Genomic DNA, 18,248 nt, shown 5'->3' with positions numbered 1-18,248 from the left:
CACGCGATGCCGTGATCACGATCGTAAGCACCCCTCACGCGCGAAGTCCACCCCCTTCCGGTCGACCGGAACGGCCCGGCCGCCCGTGCCCGGCCCGTCACGAACTCCCGTACACCGCTTTGACGTTGTCCTGCGCCGGATGCGTCCGGCCGGCCGGGCCCGCCGCGAACACCCGCAGCAGGTTCTCCGTCACCCGCGTGGTCAGCGCCCCGGACCGCGCGTCCAGGCCGTGATTGGCGCCGCTGCCGCCGTCGCCCGTCGCGTCCAGGGCCTCCACCCACCGCATCGTGCCGGTCGCGAAGACTCCCGCCCCGCTCGGCACCGTGTAGTACGCCGTGTCCTGGTGGCTGGGACGGCCCTCGCACACCACCGGGGAGTGCGCCAGTATCTCGATCGGCCGGGGCGTCGGGAAACCGGTGTTGACCTTGTCGTATTCCACCCCCACCAGGTGCGCGAAGCGGTCGCCCGCCCGTGCGCCGGTGCCTTCGAACAGCCAGTGACCGGGGCTGGTCACCACGTACGGGGCGTCCACCGGATAGCCGTCGTAGATCACGCCGAGCAGCGAGCTCTCCGGGTCCGCACCGGGCGCCGAGCGGAAGTCCACCGTCGCCGGATGGCCCCGCTTGAACCCCGGATCCTGGTCGTAGGAGGACTTGTAGCAGACCAGCGTGCGGTCCGGCCCCAGGTCGGAGGCTTCCAGCCGGATCCGGCGGTAGCAGCAGTTCGCGCCCAGGATCGCGATGTTGGTGCCGGCGTCCCGCGCGGCCGTGAAGTGGGCCCGCTGCTCCGGCGACCAGTACTCGTCGTGGCCGAGCGAGAGCACCGCCGCCGCCCCCTCCAGCAGGCGCTTCTCCCGTGCCACGTCGGTGGTGGTCGTGTACGCGAGGGGTATGCCGAGCCGCTCGGCGAGGGCGAGCAGCGGGGCCTCGTACGTCAGGAACAGGCCCGCGCCGTTGTCGTACTCGTACGGCCGGTCGAAGCTCACGGACAGGGAGCGCGAGGCGTAGCCGCCGCTGGGGCCGTCGTAGCTGCCGTAGCCGCCCCACCGGTTGTAGGCCTGCCAGGTGGCCACCGCGTTGACCACGACGCTGCGCCCGGCCGTCGCCGCCGACCGGACGGTGACCGGCACGAAGCGCTGGCCTTCGCCGCCCTGCGCGTCGAGCCGCAGCAGGTAGCAGCCCTCCGGCCAGTCCTTGGTCTCGACCGTGGTGGTACGCGTCCAGCGCGTGCGGACCATCCGGGTGCCGGAGTCCACCGTGTGCTCCGGCTGCCGGGCCCCGGGCAGGGCCTCGGAACGCCACACCAGCCGGGCCCGGGCGCCGCCGTACCAGCCCATCCGGTAGGCGGAGACCGTGAACCGCGGGGCGGTGGTGGACACGTGCAGCCCGAAGGGCTCGCCGGGCAGGACGCTGACCTTGTCCGCGAAGCCCTCGATGGCCCGAGCCGGCCCGGCCTTGGTCACCGGCCAGTCGGCATGGCCGGGACGGGCGTTCTCGGCCTTGACGTCGAAACCGTGCGGACCGGCCGCCGAGGGCTTCCCACCCGGCGTGGCGGAGCCGTCGGCCCGCTCCCCGCCCTGCCCGTCGGCGCCGCCGTCCCCGCTCGCGCAGCCGGCCACGGCCCCGAGCCCCGCAGCCGTGGCCGCCCCGGTCGCGATCGCGAGGAAGCGCCGCCTGCCTGCGCCTGCGCCGTCGCCGCCGCCGGCCGCCTCGGCCATGTACTCCTGATCCATGGAGGGCACGTTATGTCACGCTTAGGCCATGGCTTTCACCGGCCCGCCCGGCCACAGCACTAGGCTGGTCACCGGCCGCAGCCCGCTGCCCCCGGGCGGGATCACCACCCTGCCCACCGAGCTGATGGTGCGCGCCTCCACCGCGCCGCCCCCGGCCGAAGGGAGCCGCCGGTGAGATATGCCTTCTCCACGCTCGGCCTGCCGGGCGCGCCGCTCGACCGCAGCGCCGCCCTCGCAGCGTCTCACGGGTTCGAGGGCATCGAGCTGCGCGCCCACCCCGAGGAACCCCTGCACCCCGACAGTCCCGCCGCCGCGCGCGCCGCCGGACTGCGGACCCTCACTGCCGCGGGAGTGGCCGTCCTCGCGGTCGCGGGCTACGCCAGAGTGGCGGCCCCCGGCGCGGACGAACCGGTCCTCGCCGAACTGCGGTCCCTGGTCCGGCTCGCCGCCGATCTGGAGGCCCCCTACATACGGGTCTTCCCGGGCGGCGCGGACCTGCCCGGGGCGGCCGCCGACGCCAATGCCGTACGTCGCCTGCTGGCGGCGGCGCCGTTCGCCGAGCGCCACGGCGTGCGGATCCTGCTGGAGACCCACGACTCCCACCGCACCGCGGCCGCGACCGCCCGGGTGCTCGACACGGTCGCGCATCCGGCTACCGGTGCACTGTGGGACGTGCTGCACACCTGGCTGGGCGGCGAGTCCCCCGCCGCATCGCGGCGCGCCCTGGCCGCGCACCTGGGCTACGTACAGGTGAAGGACGTGCGGTCCCCGCAGGAGCTCACCCCGATCGCGCTCGGCACCGGAGTGCTGCCCCTGGCCGAGGCGGTGTCCGTCGTGCCGCCGGACGGCTGGCTCTGCTGGGAGTACGAGAAGCGCTGGTACCCCGGCGCCGCCGAACTGCCCGGACTGCTTGCCAGGGGCCGGGAGTACCTGGAGAGCCTGGTGGCGCAACAGTCCCTCGGTGGTGCGGCCGACCAATCCCCTCGTACCACTGGGGTGGGTTCTTCTTGAACTTGCGGAGCGGTGGCGCGGGCCCGGCCTTGTGCCAGTCCCTCACTGGTGGAGGGCGTCAACTGCTCGCCACGCCCAGTTGTGCTGCCACTGCCGGGCGGTGGCCTGGCGTGTACGCGGTTGCGGAGTCGCCGAGGCCGTCCACGCAAAGGCGTGCGGTGTAGCGGGCGCCCCAGCCGGCTACGCGGGACTGCTCCGAAGGGTCGGCGCGGACGCCGGGGTGGACGTTGAGGATGCCGGCGACCAGGCCTTCTACGATGGCGGGAATGAACGCGCGCACGAGGCAGGCGTGTTCTCCGAAGCCGAAGGTGACCAGAGGCTGCCGTCGGCGGCGGAGATCGAAGGTGTCGGGTTGCTCGAACACCGTCTCGTCGCGGTTCGCGGAGCCGATCGCGGCCAGGACGTGTGCACCGGCGGGCAGGCGTGTGCCGCCCAGCTCCACCGGTCGGGTGGTCATGCGCTCGACGAGCCCGAACGGTGGCATCCAGCGCAGGACTTCGTGGACGGCATCGCCGAGAAGCTCCGGGTGGTCCCGGACAAGTCCCCGCTGGTCCGGGTCGTTGAACAGCGCGACCAGGAGGCTGCCCGCCGCCCACCCCGGTTCGGGAAGGGACGGGAGGATCACGCGGATCGTCGGGAGGACCTCCGCGACGCCTCGCGGACAAACGCTTCCAGGGGTGATGTGCCGCCACCGTGCGATCGCCGAGGACGGGTCCGGGCCGAGGCCCTCAAACCAGGGGGTGAGCGCGGCGTCGAGCTCGTTCATAGCGGCGGCCGACACCGCGAGCTTGGCGGGGTCCCCCGGGTCGAGGATGCCCAGCCATAGGTCCTGTGCCAGGCGCAGCAGGGTCGTGCTGTCGACCTCGAGGCTCAGCATCCACCGGAACACCTCTGCCGCGACGGGTTGCAGGACCTCGCCCATAAGGTCCGCTTGCCCGTGCATGCCGGAGACCCGCTCGATGACCAGCTTCCGTGCGTACTCTCGGGCCGGACCGGCCCGTTCGGGCCCGAAGACCTCCTCGACGCTGGCGCGCATCCCTTGGTGGATGTCGCCGCTACTCGACAGGATGTTCTCCGATCCGTAAATCTCCGACATGGCGGACGGAAAGCTCGTGGTGAAGGTCTGACCGTGGCTCATCACCTGACGCACGTCCCGCCAGCGCGTGACGAGCCAGCAGCCGAGCGCGGGGATCTCGGCCACAGGGTGGTCACGTCGAAGCCGCTGATAGATCGGATAGGGATCCGCGTGGAGCACCTCCGGCGTGATCGTGTCCAGGAACGAGGTCATTCGTCCTCCCGAATTGCTTGGCCGGTGGTCTTCGTTGATTTCCGGGGACCCGGAGGTGGGGAACCGCCGTTGAACCGGCGGCATCGGCGGCATCCTCCTCAACACCCTCGGCCTGTTGCCCCGCACGCGGGGATGTGCGGGGCAACGCCAGGAGGCGGGCGGGCGGTTGAGGTCCGGCTGCCCGCCCGCGGGTCAGCGTTGGTGGGGGAGCGGGGGGCGTTCGGCGTCCTGATCGGCGGAGCGGTCGAATGCTCCGGGGCGGGAGAGGTCGTCAAGGAGCTCGTCGATGAGTTCCTGTGTGACGTGCGGCATCACGTAGACGTGGCTGTAGTCGTGCCGGCGGCCACCGAGGTTGAGCGGCACGCAGGCAAGCGAGTACTTCTGCGTGATCTCGGCGCGGGGCTGCTGGAACCAGACGCTGAGCGCGTGGTCGCCGTGGCCGACCTCGATGCCGTCCTCGGCCCAGGGCTCGCCACGTTCCTGCAACTGCGCGCTGAGGCTCCTGAGGCGTTCCGCCGTGTACTCGGCGATCCGCAGGACCTCGGCGGCCTGCCGTACCTGCTGCTCCTCGCTGAACTGCGCGAGGTGATTCCACATGGCCAGAGAGGCGAATCCGCTGCGGGAGCCGGCGAACGTGCTGTCCGGGGAGGAGACCACCGCAGGGTCCGACGGCGGCCGCAGCTTGGATCCCGCACGGGACATGTAAATCCCGGTGGGGACGGGCGCACCGGGGTACTTGTGGCCGCTGGTGACGATCGAGGACACCTCGGGAATCCGGAAGTCGAACACCGGCGGCGCGCTGTCGATGAGCCCGTTGTCGCGGGCCTTCTCCAGGTACGGGGCGTAGGCACCGCCCAGTGCGCCGTCGACGTGGATCCAGTAGCCGTTGCGGACACTGACCCGCTTCGGGTCGTCGGGGTCGAAGCACACGGTGCGGTCGACGAGGCCGTGCTTCTCGAAGACCGGGCGCAGGCGCTCGCACGCGGTCTGGACGTCGTCGTAGGCGCCCTTGAAGACGCTGCCGACGTTGAAGTTCACCAGGACGGGGTGGCCCTTGGCGGCGAAGAAGTCCACGAGGGCGACCAGGGCATCGACGTCGACGGTGCCGGGTCCCTCATCGCCGCCGGTGGTCGGCACTCCTCCGAGGGGCCAGCCGTTGTAGGTCTGCATCCCGGTGTCGGCCAGGTCGATCGGGCACTCACCGGGGTAGAGGCTGCCGCCCAGGTCGTAGAAGGTCGGGATGTCCAGCACCCGCATCGCCTTGATGTGCGAGTAGTGCGTCTCCTGCGAGAAGAACGCCACCGGAGCGTAGGCGTTGGGGTTGTCGTCCGGGTGCTTGGCCCGCAGGTAGCTGGTCCGGCAGCTGGCGTCGCCGGAGACCTCGTCACGCACCAGGGCATTGCCGTCGAGGTAGTCACGCGCGTTCCACATCGCGTACAGGTTGCCCTCGGTGCTGCCCATGGACAGCACGTACCCCCACCCGTCCTCGTCCCCAGGGTGGGCCGGGTCCTGGGGCAGGGGGGCGTGCCACAGGCGGGCGTAGTGCTCCAGGACCGCCCGCTCCAGCCACCGCGAGTGCAGGCTGTAGTTGCTGTCGACGAACGGGTCCCCGATGTTGTTGATGTGGTAGCCCAGGAAACGCCCGAGGGCGGCGTGGCCGTCGAGCGACAGGTTGACCTGGTACCCCAGCAGACGCCCGCTCCGCTCGCCGAGGTACCCCTCCAGCTTGGCGAGGACCGCGATCCGCTGCTCATCGCTGTAGGCGTCGGTACCCAACCGGTAGTCGTCGTTGGCCGGCAGCGCCGCCAGAGGCGTATCGGAGTGTTCGGTAATCATTCCATGTCCGATTCTGAGCAATTCTCCGAAGCGGAATTCAGGTGCTGAATCGCTACCAGACGGCAACGGCTTCGGCAGATGCTCGTGTCTAAAGGGAGGAAGGCGGTTGCGAGAGTTGTCCGCTTGTACGACGTTCAACGGGCGGATAGCCGGAGCAACCCGTCACCGGGATACTGGCCTGCGTAAACGGCGGCAATTGCCATGTTCGGCTGTCCTGCCCAGGGCCTCGCGGCACACAGGATATGCGTGACATGGCGCCCCGATTGCCCGCCTGTCTACGTTTACTCTCACTCTAGTCATTTCGAGTGAAAAGGGTTTGCTTTAAACTTCCCGGGAGCGCCTTCGGGAGTGACGTTTCGGCAGCTCTCGGGATAGCAGCTTTGTGCCACTAGGAGTGCACTGATGGCCGAATGGTTCAGCAACGAGCGGCCTCCGCGCCGTTGGTGGAGCGCCGGGGCGGGAACGTGCCTACGCTGGAAGAGGTGAAGCCATCTCCTCGGCCCGTGCGCCCACGCACGACTAGCTAGGATGATCGATGAAAATGAAGCGCACAGCAGAGTCGCGCTCAAGCAAGGGACTCACCGCATTCGCCACTGTTGCCGTCATGACCGCCGCGTGCCTGCTGTCCGGGTACCCGGCCACCGCCGCCGCGCCGGCAGACGGTTCCTGCCGGACCTCGCTGCCGGACAGCTTCTGGCGTGCACCCGTGGACGGGCTTCCCGTGCACCCGAGCTCTGCCCAGTACGTATCCTCGATCGGGTCCGCGGAGCCCCTGCATCCGGACTTCGGGTCGGGGCTCATAGACGGCCAGCCGTTCGGCATCCCCATCACCGTCACGGACGCGAAGCTGCCGGAATCGAAGGTCTCCCTGGACTACGCCGATGAGAGCGAGACGTCCGGGTACCGGATCCCGCAGAATGCCAAGATCGAGAACGGTCCGGCGAGCGACGGGGACCGGCACGTCATCGTCTGGGACCGCGACCTGTGCAAGTCCTACGAGCTCTGGGACGCCAAGCAGCAAGGTGACAACGCCTGGCACGCCGGCTCGGGTGCGGTCTTCGACCTGCGGAGCCACGAGCTGCGGCCCGACGGGTGGACGTCGGCCGATGCCGCGGGCCTCGCGATCCTCCCCGGTCTGGTGCGCTACGACGAGGCGGTAACGGGGCGGGTCGACCACGCGATCCGCATCACCGTGCCCCGCTCGGACCAGAGCTACGTCTGGCCCGCACGGCACCAGGCGGGCTCCGCGGCGGACGAGTCGCTGCCTCCCATGGGGCTGCGGCTGCGGCTCAAGAGCTCGGTGGACACCTCGAAGCTGGCCCCGCAGGCCAAGGCCGTGGCCGAGGCGCTCAAGAAGTACGGCGCCATCGTCGCGGACAACGGCTCGGCCTGGTTCATCTCCGGCGAGGAAAACTCCGGCTGGAACAATTCCCAGCTCGACGCACTCAAGGCCATCAAGGGATCGGACTTCGAGGCGGTCGACGCGTCCGGACTCATGCGGTCGGCGGACTCGGGAGCCGTTGCGCCCAGGTGATCCCGAGGCCGGGACGACCGGCGCAGTACGGTCGCCGCGCAGGGCAGGGCGTCCTAGACTGACGCCCTGCTTGATCATGTGCGCGCCAAGCCGAAGGAACGAAAGCCATGCGCTACCTCCCCCTGGGCGGTTCAGGTCTGCGGGTCTCCGCCGTGGGACTCGGCTGCAACAACTTCGGCCGCCGACTTGACGCCCAGGCCACCCGCGCCGTCGTCGACGCCGCACTGGACGCGGGCATCACCCTCCTCGACACCGCCGACATCTACGGCGGCCGGGGCGGCTCGGAGCGCCACCTCGGCCAGGCCCTCAAGGGCCGCCGGGACCAGGTCGTCCTCGCCACCAAGTTCGGCTACGACGGTGTGGACATGCAGTACGGGCCCGCCGCCGGATCCCGCGGCGGGCGGGCGTACATCCGGCGGGCCGTGGAGGAATCGCTGCGCCGCCTCGACACCGACCACATCGACCTCCTCCAGCTGCACAGCCCCGACCCGGCCACCCCGATCGCCGAGACCCTGGCCGCGCTCACCGAGCTCGTCGCCGAGGGCAAGGTCCGCTACATCGGCCACTCCAACCTCAGCGGCTGGCGGCTCGCCGAAGCCGCCCACGTCGCACGCGAAACGGGCGCGACCCCCTTCGTATCGGCGCAGAACGAGTGGTCCCTGCTGGAGCGTTCGGCCGAGCGCGAGCTGGTCCCGGCGGCCCTGCACTACGGGGTCGGCGTGCTCCCGTACTACCCGCTCGCCAACGGCCTGCTGACCGGCAAGATCCGCCGGGGCGCGCCCGTCCCGGCCGGCTCCCGCCTCGAGGGCCGGGACGCGTACCTCACCGAGGAGCGGCTCGACGTGGTCGAGGGGCTCGCCGCCCTCGGCGAGAAGTACGACCGCACCATCCTCGAACTCGCCGTCGGCTGGCTCTCCGCCCAGCCCGGCTGCGCCTCCGTCATCGCGGGAGCCACCTCCGCCGAGCAGGTACGCGCCAACGCGGCCGTCGCCGACCGCCCGTTGGAGGCAGAGCTGCTCGCCGAGATCGACGCCATCGCGCCGGGCGTAGGCGTCGCCGCGTGACGGCCGCCGGGCGGCGACCGCCGCTGCTGCGCTGTGCGCTCCTCGACGACTTCCAGGACATCGGACGCACCGCGGCCGACTGGTCGCCGCTCGCCGACCGCGTCGAGGTGGTCAGCCTCACCGAGCACACCGACGACGAGGACGTACTCGCCGGGCGCCTGGCCGACTTCGACATCGTCATCACCCTGCGCGAACGCGTCCCGTTCCCGGCCTCGTTGCTCGACCGGCTGCCGCGCCTGCGCCTGCTCATCGCCTCCGGCATGCGGAACACGGTGATCGACTACGCCGCCGCCGAGCGCAACGGCGTCACCGTGTGCGGCACCACCAGCTCCTCCACCCCGCCCGTGGAGCTGACCTGGGCCCTGCTGCTGGGCCTGGCCCGCGGTCTGGTCCAGGAGAGCAACGCCCTGCGCGAGGGCGGCCCCTGGCAGCAGACCGTGGGCGCCGACCTGCACGGGCAGCGGCTCGGCCTGCTCGGCCTCGGCAAGATCGGCAGCCGGGTCGCCCGGATCGGCCTCGCCTTCGGCATGGACGTGGTGGCCTGGAGCAGCAACCTCACCAAGGAACGGGCCGACGAGGTGGGAGTCGCCCTCGCGCCCTCCAAGGAGGAGCTGCTGGCGAGCAGCGACTTCGTCTCCGTCCACCTCGCTCTCGGCGAGCGCACCCGGGGCCTGATCGGCGCCCCCGAACTGCAGCTGATGCGGCCGACCGGCTACCTGGTCAACACCTCCCGCGCAGCCATCGTCGATCAGGAGGCGCTGCTCGAAGCCCTCCACACGGGCCGGATCGCGGGCGCGGGCATCGACGTCTTCGACATCGAGCCGCTGCCCGCCGAACACCCCTTGCGCACGGCCCCGAGGCTGCTCGCCACACCGCACCTGGGCTATGTGACACGGTCCAACTACGCCACCTATTACGGCGAAGCCGTCGAGGACATCGAAGCGTTCCTCGACGGCTCACCCGTCCGCGTCCTGCACTAGTTGCTCAGCGCCTCGCAGCAGTGAACCCCAGGTGCCGTGCGGGGCCCGGGCCCTGCTATCCCGTGCGGCTCAGCAGGACGAAACCGTCCTTCTCGGTCACGGTGCGGTACCCCCGGATGCGGGCGAAGTCGAGGGAGACCATCTCCTGCCTGACCGACAGCGGCCAGCGGTGGTTCGGCGCGACCTTGGTGTCAACCATGATCCACTCGGGGTTGGGGCGGCTGTCCCCCCAACCGTAGACACTGACGCTGGTGCGGTCGGCGAGGTGGGGCCCCAGGTTGTTCGACGCCTGGACCGTGGCTCCGTCCGGGATCCCCGCCATCACACTGCGGGCCACCGCGCTCCGGGGATCGGTCTGCCAGGTCGCCGGCTGGAACAGCTGCCACAGCGGAAAGTGCGGCAACAGCAGCAGGGTGACCGCCGCGGAGCCCGCCAGGTAGCGGTACAGGCTGCGGCCGCTCGCACCCCGCCGGTGCAGGGCGTCGATGAATGCCGCGAAGACGATCGGCATGATCAGCAGCCCGTAGTGGTAGCTGGTGCCCCAGTGGGCCGGGTAATCCGAGGCGAGGCGCCACAACACGGTGGGCAGCGCGATCAGAAGGAGCGGCGAGCGCAGCGCCAGGAACAGGGTGGGGGCCAGCATGAGGATGAGGGTCGTGACCTTCTCCTGCGGGGTGATGAGACCGAGCGTCCCCTGGTGGAGGAGCTCCACCAGGCCGCCGCCCGACCCGCTGTCCGCACCGCCGGCGCCGGGATTGTGGGAGGCGAAATAGCCGTCGAACCCGCCCGGATGGAAGGAGGCCAGCGTCAGCACGGCGAGCGCGCTCGCGGCCAGCCCGGCCGCGGCCGTGACGATCCCCAGCCTGCGCCCCCCGCGCCCACCCCGCCACGCGATCACCAGGCCGATCACGGCCACCGTGAGGCCGAGGTCCTCCTTCACCAGCACGAGCGGCAGCGCCCAGTACGCGGCGGCCCGCAGCCGGCCGCTGCCGAGGGCGGTCAGGGAGAAGGCGAGCAGCGGAACGGCGAAGGCCCATTCGTGGAAGTCGTAGGCAACCCCGCTCGCGATGCCCCACGAGACGGCGTAACAGGTGCCGATGACCACGGCGGCCGCGGAGCCGAGTGTCCTGCGGGCCCAGAAGGCCAGCGGCAGCACGCTCGCGGCGACCAGTGCGGCCTGCGCGACGAGCAGCAGTTTCACCGACGGCCACAGCCAGTACAGCGGTGCCAGAACGGCCAGGATGGGCGAGAAGTGGTCGCCCAGAACGGGGAAGTCCGGTCCCTTGACCTCGGAGACGGGCAGGTGCCCGTCCGCGTAGGACCGCACGACCTGTACGAAGATCCCCAGGTCGAAGGAGTGGGAGAGCAGATGCTCGTGGATCCGCAGGGACAAGGCCGTGTAGGCGAAGAACAGCGCTCCCGCCATGGCCCAGATCCACCAGGTGGCCCCGGGGCCGCTTCCGGCGGCCGGCTCGGGAGCCGCCCGTTCCTCGGTACCGGACTGCTGCGGTGGGAGTGTGGCGGCGTTGCCGGTGGGTGCTTGCATGAACCCTCAAGATGCCAGCAACCCCACGGGCCGGGCGCGGAGCCGCCGCCCGTGTGGGCAGTTTCCTTCGAATGGCGGACGCCGGCGGACGCCACAGGTTCTCCGCACGACCCCCGACCTCGCCGTACCGGATGAATCCGGGGCGGAGCCCACTGCGGTGACCATGCGGCACGGTCATTTCGCAGGGCCTGGATGAGCCAGGGGTACACCGGGATCAGGTCCGGTACCACCTGCCAGCCGTTGATGATCCACACCAGCCGCCAGTATCGGTCCACCCGGGGATCGTGTGCTTCTTCGAACTGCTGGGCCATCCAGTCCCGGAATTCCGTGTCAGGGGTGCGCGCGAACACCTCGGCGAAGCGGTCCACGAGGTCGTCGACGACGGGTGCGCCGCTGTCGCTGAGCGGGTCGATGCCCGACTCCATGGCCTCGGCCACCTTCTGGCGGGTGAACTCCATCAGTTCCTCGCCGGCCTCGCTCTCGATGCCGAGCGTGCGCCCGGCGGCCCGGCACCTGGCCGTCCGGCGCATCCGGGCCCGGAAGTCCGCGTCCGGCCACGGCTCGCAGAACGCTCCGACGCAGTTGCAGCACCCGGATCTGGACGTCCATGGCATCGGCGTGCGCCGCGGCGACTTCCGCCACCGAGAGCTCGCGGTCCAACACCCGTTGGATCGTGGCCAGGTCCATGCCCAGCTCGCGCAGTGTGCGCAGGAGTTCCAGACGAAGCAGTGCGTCGAGGTCGTAGAGCCGATAGCCGGCGGGACTTCGGGTGGTCGGCGCCACCACCCCCGAATCGGAGTAGAACCGGATGGTCCTCACGGGCAAGCCGGTCCGCCGGGAAAGCTCCCCGATCGAGTAGAGGGTCGTCACGTCCATGTCCCCCACTCTGCTGTCTCCAGTCACTGGAGACTCAAGGCCATGTCCCGGCCGGGCCCCGAAATCATCCGGGCCGAGCCCGGGGTCCCTCCGTTTACGACACGATGTCCTTGCGGGAGAACCCCCGGAAGGCGAGGGCGAACAGCACCAGCGCGTACGACACCGACACCACCGCCCCCTTCACCATCCCGCCCCACTCCAGCTGCGGCTGCAGCGCGTCCGCCCACGCGAACTGCCAGTGCGCCGGCAGGAACTCGCGCCACGAGCCGAGCGCCGTCACCGCGTCCAGCACATTGCCGACGATCGTCAGCCCGACCGCCCCGCCCACCGCGCCCAGCGGCGCGTCCGTCCGCGTGGACAGCCAGAAGGCCAGGCCCGCCGTCACCAGCTGCGACACGAAGACGAAGGCCACCGCCAGAGCCAGCCGCGGCACGGTGTCCCCGGCCGCCAGCGCCCCGCCCGCCGGGAGCTTCAGCGGCCCCCACCCGTACGCGGCCGTGCCCGCCGCCAGTGCCACCACCGGCAGCAGCACCATCGCCGCCAGGCTGAAGCCCAGCGCCACCACCAGCTTGCTCCACAGCAGTCGCGCCCGCGGCACGGGCGAGGCCAGCAGATAGCGCAGCGAGGACCAGCTCGCCTCCGACGCCACCGTGTCCCCGCAGAACAGCGCCACCGGCACCACCAGCAGGAATCCGGCCGAGACGAACAGGCAGGTCGCGGCGAAGTTCGCACCCGACGCCGTGGCCGTGTCGATCAGGGTGATCCGGTCGTTCCCGCCGCCCCTGCTGCCCGGCCCGCCACCCACCGCGAACGCGATCATCAGGATGAAGGGCAGCGCGGCCAGCACCCCGCCCATCACCAGCGTCCGCCGCCGGCGCCACTGCCGCAGCGCCTCCACGCGCAGGGGCAGCGTCCGGTTCGCCCGGTAGCCCGGGGCCACCTCTTGCACCGCGGTCATGCCGGACCTCCGATCAGGGTGAGGAACGCGTCCTCAAGCCTCCGGTGCGGCCCCACTCCGGTCACCGGCACCTCCAGCCGTACGAGTTCGGCGATCAGCCCCGCGGCCGTCGCACCTTCCAGCCGTACGAGCAGCCCGTCTTCGGTGGCCGCCACCGAACCCACTCCCTCCAGCGCCGCCACCTTCTCCAGGCCCGCCTCGTCCACCGGCTCCGCCAGCGTCACCAGCAGGGTGTCCCCGCCACCGGTGATCTCCGCGACCTCGCCCGCGGCGACCCGCTGCCCGCGGTCCATCACCACCAGGTGCGTACAGGACTGCTCCACCTCCGACAGCAGGTGACTGGAGACGATGACCGTCCGCCCGCCCGCCGCGTAGCGGATCATCACGTCCCGCATCTCCCGGATCTGCGGCGGGTCCAGACCGTTCGTCGGCTCGTCGAGGATCAGCAGATCCGGCATCCCGAGCATGGCCTGCGCGATCGCGAGCCGCTGGCGCATGCCCTGCGAGTACGTGCGCACCGCGCGCTCCAGCGCGTCGCCGAGCCCGGCGATCTCCAAGGCCTCCGCCATGTGCGAGTCCTCGGCCGGCCGGCCGGTGGCCTGCCAGTACAGCTCCAGGTTCGCCCGGCCCGTCAGGTGCGGCAGGAATCCCGCGCCCTCCACGAAGGCCCCGACCCGCGACAGCACCGGCGCCCCGGCGCGCACCGCGTGCCCGAACACCCGGATCTCGCCGGCGTCCGGCGAGATCAGCCCCATCAGCATCCGCAGGGTGGTGGTCTTCCCGGCGCCGTTGGGCCCGAGCAGCCCCAGCACCTGCCCCTTCTCCACCCGGAACGACAGGTCCCGTACCGCGTACCGGTCCTGCGCCTTCGCGTACCGCTTCGTCAGTCCCGTGATTTCCAGCGGTACGTCGGCCAGCGCGGCCTCCGGCTGCGGTACGCCGGCCCGCGTCCCCGCGGCCCCCCGCCCGGTCCGCCGGATCCCGAGCAGCGCCGCGGCCAGCGCCAGTGCGCCCAGCGGCAGCCACCACGTCCAGGCGGGCAGCCCCGCCGAGGCGGTCCGTACCCCGGCCGCGACGGGCACGGCCAGGGGGCTCTCCACCGCGACGGTGTAGGTGGCCGGCGCGGCCGGGGTCGCGAAGCCGAGATCGGTCGAGGCGACCACCAGCCGCAGCCGGTGTCCGGCCGCGGCGGAATGGTCGATCGCGGGCAGCTTCAGCTCCACGCGCGCACCCAGCTGCGCGTTCTCCACCCGCACCGGGGCGACCAGCTGGTTGGGCAGCACCTGCTGCTGCCCGTCGGGCCCCACGTCGTACACCTTGCCGAACAGCACGGCCGAACCGTCCGCAGCCGTCGACCTCACGTTCAGGGTGATGGTCGGGGTGCCGGTGATCCGTACGTCCTCGGCCAGCGGCGCCGACTCGAACGCGGCGTTCTGCCCGGGGAAGTCCAGCGAGAGCCCGGCTCCGAAGGCGGCGAGCTGGCCGCCGATGCCGGGCAGCGAGGACAGCGCGGGAGGCGCGCCGCCCGCCGGATTGGCGAAGCTCTGCTCCCGTCCCGTCAGGGCGAACTCCCGCGGCCCCGCGGTGAGCCCGGGATACCGATCGCCGCTCGCGCCGCGCAGCTTCACCTCTCCGTCCGTGGAGTCGATGCCGCCGGAGCGCGAGACCCGGAACGCCGGTCCGGTGTCCGCGCCCTCGTCGCCCTTGAGGTGGCGGTCGAACCAGGCCGTCACCCGGGCCCCGACCCGGTCCGCCTCGCGCATGCCGCCGTCGTGCCCGCCGGCCGCCCAGTCCACGGAGACGGGTGCACCGTTCGCCGCGATGGCCCGGGCCATCGCGTCGGCCTGGTCCAGCGGGAAGAGCGAGTCGTCCTGGCCCTGCACGATGAGGGTCGGCACCTTGATCTTGGCGCCGACGGCCGACGGACTGCGCTGCTCCAGCAGTGCGACGGCCTCGGGGTCGGGCTTCCCGGCCACCGCGACGCGTTCGTACATCGCGCAGAGCTCGGGCTGGAACCGTCCGCAGCCGGGGGCGGCCGCCGGGTCCTGCCGCGACACCGGCCGGGCCTGCTGCCCCATCCCGCCGGAGGAGCCGGTGGTGAAGAAGATGCCGGACCAGAGCTTCTTGAAGACGCCGTTCGGGAAGAGGGAGTCCGCGAGGTTCCAGTAGGTGATCTGCGGGGCGATCGCGTCCACGCGCCGGTCGTACCCGGCGGCGAGCAGCGAGGCCGCCCCGCCGTAGGAGGCCCCGGTCAGGCCCACGCGCGGATCGCCGGCCGCGTCGAGCTGCACCTCGGGCCGGGCCGCGAGCCAGTCGATGAGCCGGGAGACGTCCTTGACCTCGTGCTCGGGGTCGTTCAGGCCGATCCGGCCGCCGGAAGCGCCGAAACCGCGCGCCGACCACGTCAGGACGGCGTACCCGTCGCGGGCCAGCTGCTCGGCCTGCTTGCGGACGTCGCCCTTGCTGCCGCCGAAACCGTGCCCGAGGAGCACAGCGGGACGTTTCTTCCCGTCGCCGGTGGTGAAGAACGAGGTGTCGATGCCGACGTCGGGCATGTCGATCACCCGGTCCTCGCGGTGCACGGGCGGCGCGTCACCGCCGACGGCCGCGGCCGTCCACGTACCGGCTCCCGCGACGACGGCGAGCGCGGCGGCGCCCGCGAGGAGGCGGTCTCGGCGGCGCCGTGGCATTCGGATCTTCATACGGGAACCCTAGACGCCCCGGGGCCCCGAGCCCGAGCGCCCGAAGGGGGATGTCCCGCCCTTCTCCAGGCGTACGCGGCCGTCCGTGTGTACCGCAGCCGCGGTACGCGCCCCGACCTGCGCGGCGCGCGGGTCGGCGGGAGGATGGCCGCATGCTGCTGGCCGAGGTCGTGCGCGTGTCCCTGGAGGTCGCCGGCACGTCCTCCCGGTCCCGCAAGACCGCCCTGCTCGCGGAGCTCTTCGCCGCCGCGCCCGCCGAAGAGGCCGGCCTGGTCGTCTCCTACCTCGCAGGCCGCCTCCCACAGGGCCGTCCGGGCGTCGGCTGGCGCGCCCTCGGCCAGGACACCGAACCGGCGCCGGAACCCACCCTGACCGTCGGCGCGGTCGACGCGGCCGTGACCGAGCTCGCCGCCGTCGCGGGCGCCGGCGCCGCGGCCCGGCGGCGCCGGATCCTCGACGCCCTGCTGGGCGCGGCCACCGAGGCCGAGCAGGCGTTCCTGCGCCGCCTGCTGTCCGGCGAGGTACGCCAGGGCGCACTCGACGCGGTGGCCCTGGAGGGCGTGGCCGCGGCCGCCGGAGTCCCGGCCGCGGAGCTGCGCCGCGCGGTGATGCTGGACGGCTCGCTGCCCCGGGTCGCGGCGGCGGTGCTCGCCGAGGGGGCGGCGGCGCTGCGCTCCGTCACCCTGCGCGTCGGGCAGCCCGTACAGCCGATGCTGGCGGGCACCGCCCCGTCGGTCGCCGAGGCCCTCGCGACCCTCGGGCCGTGCGCGGTGGAGGAGAAGCTCGACGGGATCCGGGTGCAGGTCCACCGCGACGGCGACGGCGTACGGGTGTTCACGCGCTCCCTGGACGAGATCACGGCACGCCTGCCGGAGGTGGCGGAACTGGCCCGGTCGCTGCCGGGGGAGCGGTTCATCCTCGACGGCGAGGTCATCGGCCGGGCGGCGGACGGCCGCCCCGTCCCCTTCCAGGAGATCGCGAGCCGGGTCGGCTCCCGGGTCGACGTCGAGACCGCCCGGCGGACGCTCCCGGTCGTCGCCCACTTCTTCGACATCCTGGCCGCGGGCGACGAAGTCCTCCTCGACCTCCCGGTCCGCGAGCGGTACGAGGCCCTCGCCGCGCTCGTGCCCGAGAGCGCCCGGGTCCGCCGCCTCGCCGTGGAGGACCCGCCGGCGCAAGGGGCCGAAGCCGAGGAGTTCTGGGCCGAGACCCTGCGCCGCGGCCACGAGGGGGTCATGGTCAAGGCACTGGACTCGGCCTACGCGGCCGGGCGGCGCGGCAAACACTGGCTGAAGGTGAAACCGGTGCACACCCTGGACCTGGTGGTCCTCGCCGCCGAATGGGGTCACGGGCGGCGCACCGGACTGCTGTCCAACCTGCACCTCGGGGCGCGGGCCGCCGACGGTACGTACGCCATGCTCGGCAAGACCTTCAAGGGACTCACCGACGAGATGCTGCGCTGGCAGACCGGAGCTCTGCGCGCACTGGCGACCTCGGACGACGGCTTCACCGTACGCGTGCGGCCCGAACTGGTGGTGGAGATCGCCTACGACGGGCTGCAGCGCTCCCCGCGCTACCCGGCCGGGGTGGCCCTGCGCTTCGCGCGCGTGCTCAGGCACCGCCCGGACAAGAGGGCGGAGGAGGCCGACACCGTCGAGACGGTGCTCGGCAGCGGAAGCGAAGGGTAGTGCGGGCGCGGGCACCGAGGGGTAGTGCGGGTGCGGGCACACGCGGACGCGGATGGATTTGCCTCAGAGGCAAGATGAATTGCCAGAAAGGTAAAGCTCTGGCTCAATCGGGGCATGAATCCCGGTCCTGACCCCGGCCCTGCCCCCGGCCCCGAAGACGCGGCCGACGAACTGCCCGCCGTGGCCCCGCAACTGCGCGAACTGCGCCGCCGCGCCGGACTCACCCTGGAAGCCGCCGCCGCCCGGGCCCGGCTCTCGCCCGCCCACCTGTCCCGGCTGGAGACCGGCCGCCGCCAGCCCTCGCTGCCGCTGCTGCTCGGGCTCGCCCGCACCTACGGTACGACGGTCTCCGAGCTGCTCGGCGAAACCCCCGCCGTCGCCGATCCCATCGTACGGGCCGGTGGTCCGGGCGCCCGCGAGGCCGACGGGTGGACGTACTGGCAGGCGGGCGGCTCCGGGCGCGGGATGCAGGCGCTGCGCGTGCACGTCCCCCACGGCCGCAGCCAGGGCGAGCTCGTCCGCGTACATCCCGGCGAGGAATGGCTGTACGTCCTCCAGGGGCGGCTGCGGCTGCACCTGGGGGAGGCCGAGTACCTCCTGGAGCCCGGGGACAGCGCCCACTTCGACTCGCTCACCCCGCACCGGATCGCGGCGGCCTCCCCGGGCGGAGCCGACCTGCTGTTCGTCCACACCCTGCTGCAGAGCAGCCTCGCCGGGCTGTGCCTCGGCGGAGCCCCCACGTCCACGCACCACCGATAGCCGAGGAGCCGTAGTGATGTCCCAAGGAGAGAACCCCGTGACCCTGCGGGCGCGCATCGAATCGAAGTTCCCGCGCGGTCTGGTGATCCGGCTGATCGCCTACCTGTTCGTTGGCCACCTCTTCGCCTTCTTCGTCTACCTCCTCTTCGTCCTGGGCGCCAAGAATCAGTGAGGCTCCTCTAGTGACCTGAGTCGGAGGTTTGTCGTTAGTTCGGTATGAGTCGTCCGGGTCCGAAGATTCCGCCGTTGTCGGTGACCGATGCCCAGCGGGCTG

General features: G+C 71.8%; 14 protein-coding genes and 1 pseudogene. 8 read left to right on the top strand and 7 right to left on the bottom strand.

Translation table 11 applies throughout. The annotated features are described in order from the left end of the window. Positions 1-97: 97 nt before the first annotated feature. Positions 98-1,732 carry a N,N-dimethylformamidase beta subunit family domain-containing protein gene (locus ACZ45T_RS11990; protein WP_468440090.1) on the bottom strand — a complete coding sequence of 545 codons (1,635 nt, stop codon included), beginning with the start codon at positions 1,730-1,732 and terminating at the stop codon, positions 98-100. Between the two features lie 28 nt (positions 1,733-1,760). Between ACZ45T_RS11990 and ACZ45T_RS11985 the strand changes: the two genes are divergently transcribed. Continuing rightward, positions 1,761-1,907: a hypothetical protein gene (locus ACZ45T_RS11985; RefSeq protein WP_468440088.1), complete on the top strand. Its 147-nt coding sequence runs from the start codon at positions 1,761-1,763 to the stop codon at positions 1,905-1,907. After that, positions 1,904-2,743 (top strand): sugar phosphate isomerase/epimerase family protein, encoded by an 840-nt coding sequence (locus ACZ45T_RS11980; RefSeq protein WP_468440086.1) that lies wholly within the window; start codon positions 1,904-1,906, stop codon positions 2,741-2,743. Before ACZ45T_RS11985 ends, ACZ45T_RS11980 begins: the two co-directional genes overlap by 4 nt. 58 nt (positions 2,744-2,801) lie before the next feature. Here ACZ45T_RS11980 and ACZ45T_RS11975 read toward each other — a convergent pair whose 3' ends face one another. Together ACZ45T_RS11975 and ACZ45T_RS11970 are read right to left on the bottom strand one after the other, a co-directional pair. Continuing rightward, positions 2,802-4,124 (bottom strand): cytochrome P450, encoded by a 1,323-nt coding sequence (locus ACZ45T_RS11975; protein ID WP_468440084.1) that lies wholly within the window; start codon positions 4,122-4,124, stop codon positions 2,802-2,804. 99 nt (positions 4,125-4,223) lie between these two features. After that, the gene (locus tag ACZ45T_RS11970) at positions 4,224-5,867 is read right to left on the bottom strand and encodes a PLP-dependent aminotransferase family protein (RefSeq protein ID WP_468440082.1); all 1,644 of its coding nucleotides are present in this window, start codon (positions 5,865-5,867) and stop codon (positions 4,224-4,226) included. Positions 5,868-6,471: 604 nt separating this feature from the next. Between ACZ45T_RS11970 and ACZ45T_RS11965 the strand changes: the two genes are divergently transcribed. The 3 genes from ACZ45T_RS11965 to ACZ45T_RS11955 all read left to right on the top strand — a co-directional run bounded on the left by ACZ45T_RS11965 (position 6,472) and on the right by ACZ45T_RS11955 (position 9,445). Next, positions 6,472-7,401, top strand: a complete 930-nt coding sequence (locus ACZ45T_RS11965) for a hypothetical protein (protein ID WP_468440080.1) — start codon at positions 6,472-6,474, stop codon at positions 7,399-7,401. Between the two features lie 107 nt (positions 7,402-7,508). Continuing rightward, a complete protein-coding gene (locus ACZ45T_RS11960; protein ID WP_468440078.1) occupies positions 7,509-8,465 on the top strand; it encodes an aldo/keto reductase in 957 nt (318 codons plus the stop codon). Continuing rightward, the gene (locus ACZ45T_RS11955; RefSeq protein WP_468440076.1) at positions 8,462-9,445 is read left to right on the top strand and encodes a D-2-hydroxyacid dehydrogenase family protein; all 984 of its coding nucleotides are present in this window, start codon (positions 8,462-8,464) and stop codon (positions 9,443-9,445) included. Before ACZ45T_RS11960 ends, ACZ45T_RS11955 begins: the two co-directional genes overlap by 4 nt. A 55-nt stretch (positions 9,446-9,500) precedes the next feature. On the opposite strand, the gene ACZ45T_RS11950 is transcribed toward ACZ45T_RS11955, so the two are convergent. From ACZ45T_RS11950 to ACZ45T_RS11935, 4 genes and pseudogenes are all read right to left on the bottom strand, one after another. Beyond that, positions 9,501-10,991: a DUF2079 domain-containing protein gene (locus tag ACZ45T_RS11950; RefSeq protein WP_468440074.1), complete on the bottom strand. Its 1,491-nt coding sequence runs from the start codon at positions 10,989-10,991 to the stop codon at positions 9,501-9,503. 164 nt (positions 10,992-11,155) lie between these two features. Further along, positions 11,156-11,867: pseudogene (locus tag ACZ45T_RS11945) on the bottom strand (MerR family transcriptional regulator); the annotation flags it as partial. A 94-nt stretch (positions 11,868-11,961) separates the two neighbouring features. Beyond that, positions 11,962-12,825, bottom strand: a complete 864-nt coding sequence (locus ACZ45T_RS11940; RefSeq protein WP_468440072.1) for an ABC transporter permease — start codon at positions 12,823-12,825, stop codon at positions 11,962-11,964. Then, positions 12,822-15,527 carry an alpha/beta fold hydrolase gene (locus ACZ45T_RS11935; RefSeq protein ID WP_468440070.1) on the bottom strand — a complete coding sequence of 902 codons (2,706 nt, stop codon included), beginning with the start codon at positions 15,525-15,527 and terminating at the stop codon, positions 12,822-12,824. Before ACZ45T_RS11935 ends, ACZ45T_RS11940 begins: the two co-directional genes overlap by 4 nt. 152 nt (positions 15,528-15,679) lie before the next feature. Between ACZ45T_RS11935 and ACZ45T_RS11930 the strand changes: the two genes are divergently transcribed. The 3 genes from ACZ45T_RS11930 to ACZ45T_RS11920 all read left to right on the top strand — a co-directional run bounded on the left by ACZ45T_RS11930 (position 15,680) and on the right by ACZ45T_RS11920 (position 18,146). Continuing rightward, complete coding sequence (locus tag ACZ45T_RS11930; protein ID WP_468440068.1) at positions 15,680-17,215, top strand: ATP-dependent DNA ligase; 1,536 nt, start codon at positions 15,680-15,682, stop codon at positions 17,213-17,215. A 114-nt stretch (positions 17,216-17,329) separates the two neighbouring features. Further along, positions 17,330-17,974 (top strand): helix-turn-helix domain-containing protein, encoded by a 645-nt coding sequence (locus tag ACZ45T_RS11925; protein WP_468440067.1) that lies wholly within the window; start codon positions 17,330-17,332, stop codon positions 17,972-17,974. A 16-nt stretch (positions 17,975-17,990) separates the two neighbouring features. Continuing rightward, positions 17,991-18,146 (top strand): DUF6126 family protein, encoded by a 156-nt coding sequence (locus tag ACZ45T_RS11920; protein WP_468440065.1) that lies wholly within the window; start codon positions 17,991-17,993, stop codon positions 18,144-18,146. The last annotated feature ends 102 nt before the right edge of the window (positions 18,147-18,248 follow it).

Source organism: Streptomyces sp. NPDC030995 (assembly GCF_055571215.1).
The sequence above is the reverse complement of the archived record's forward strand: the minus strand, read 5'-3'. Positions and strand labels throughout refer to the sequence as shown.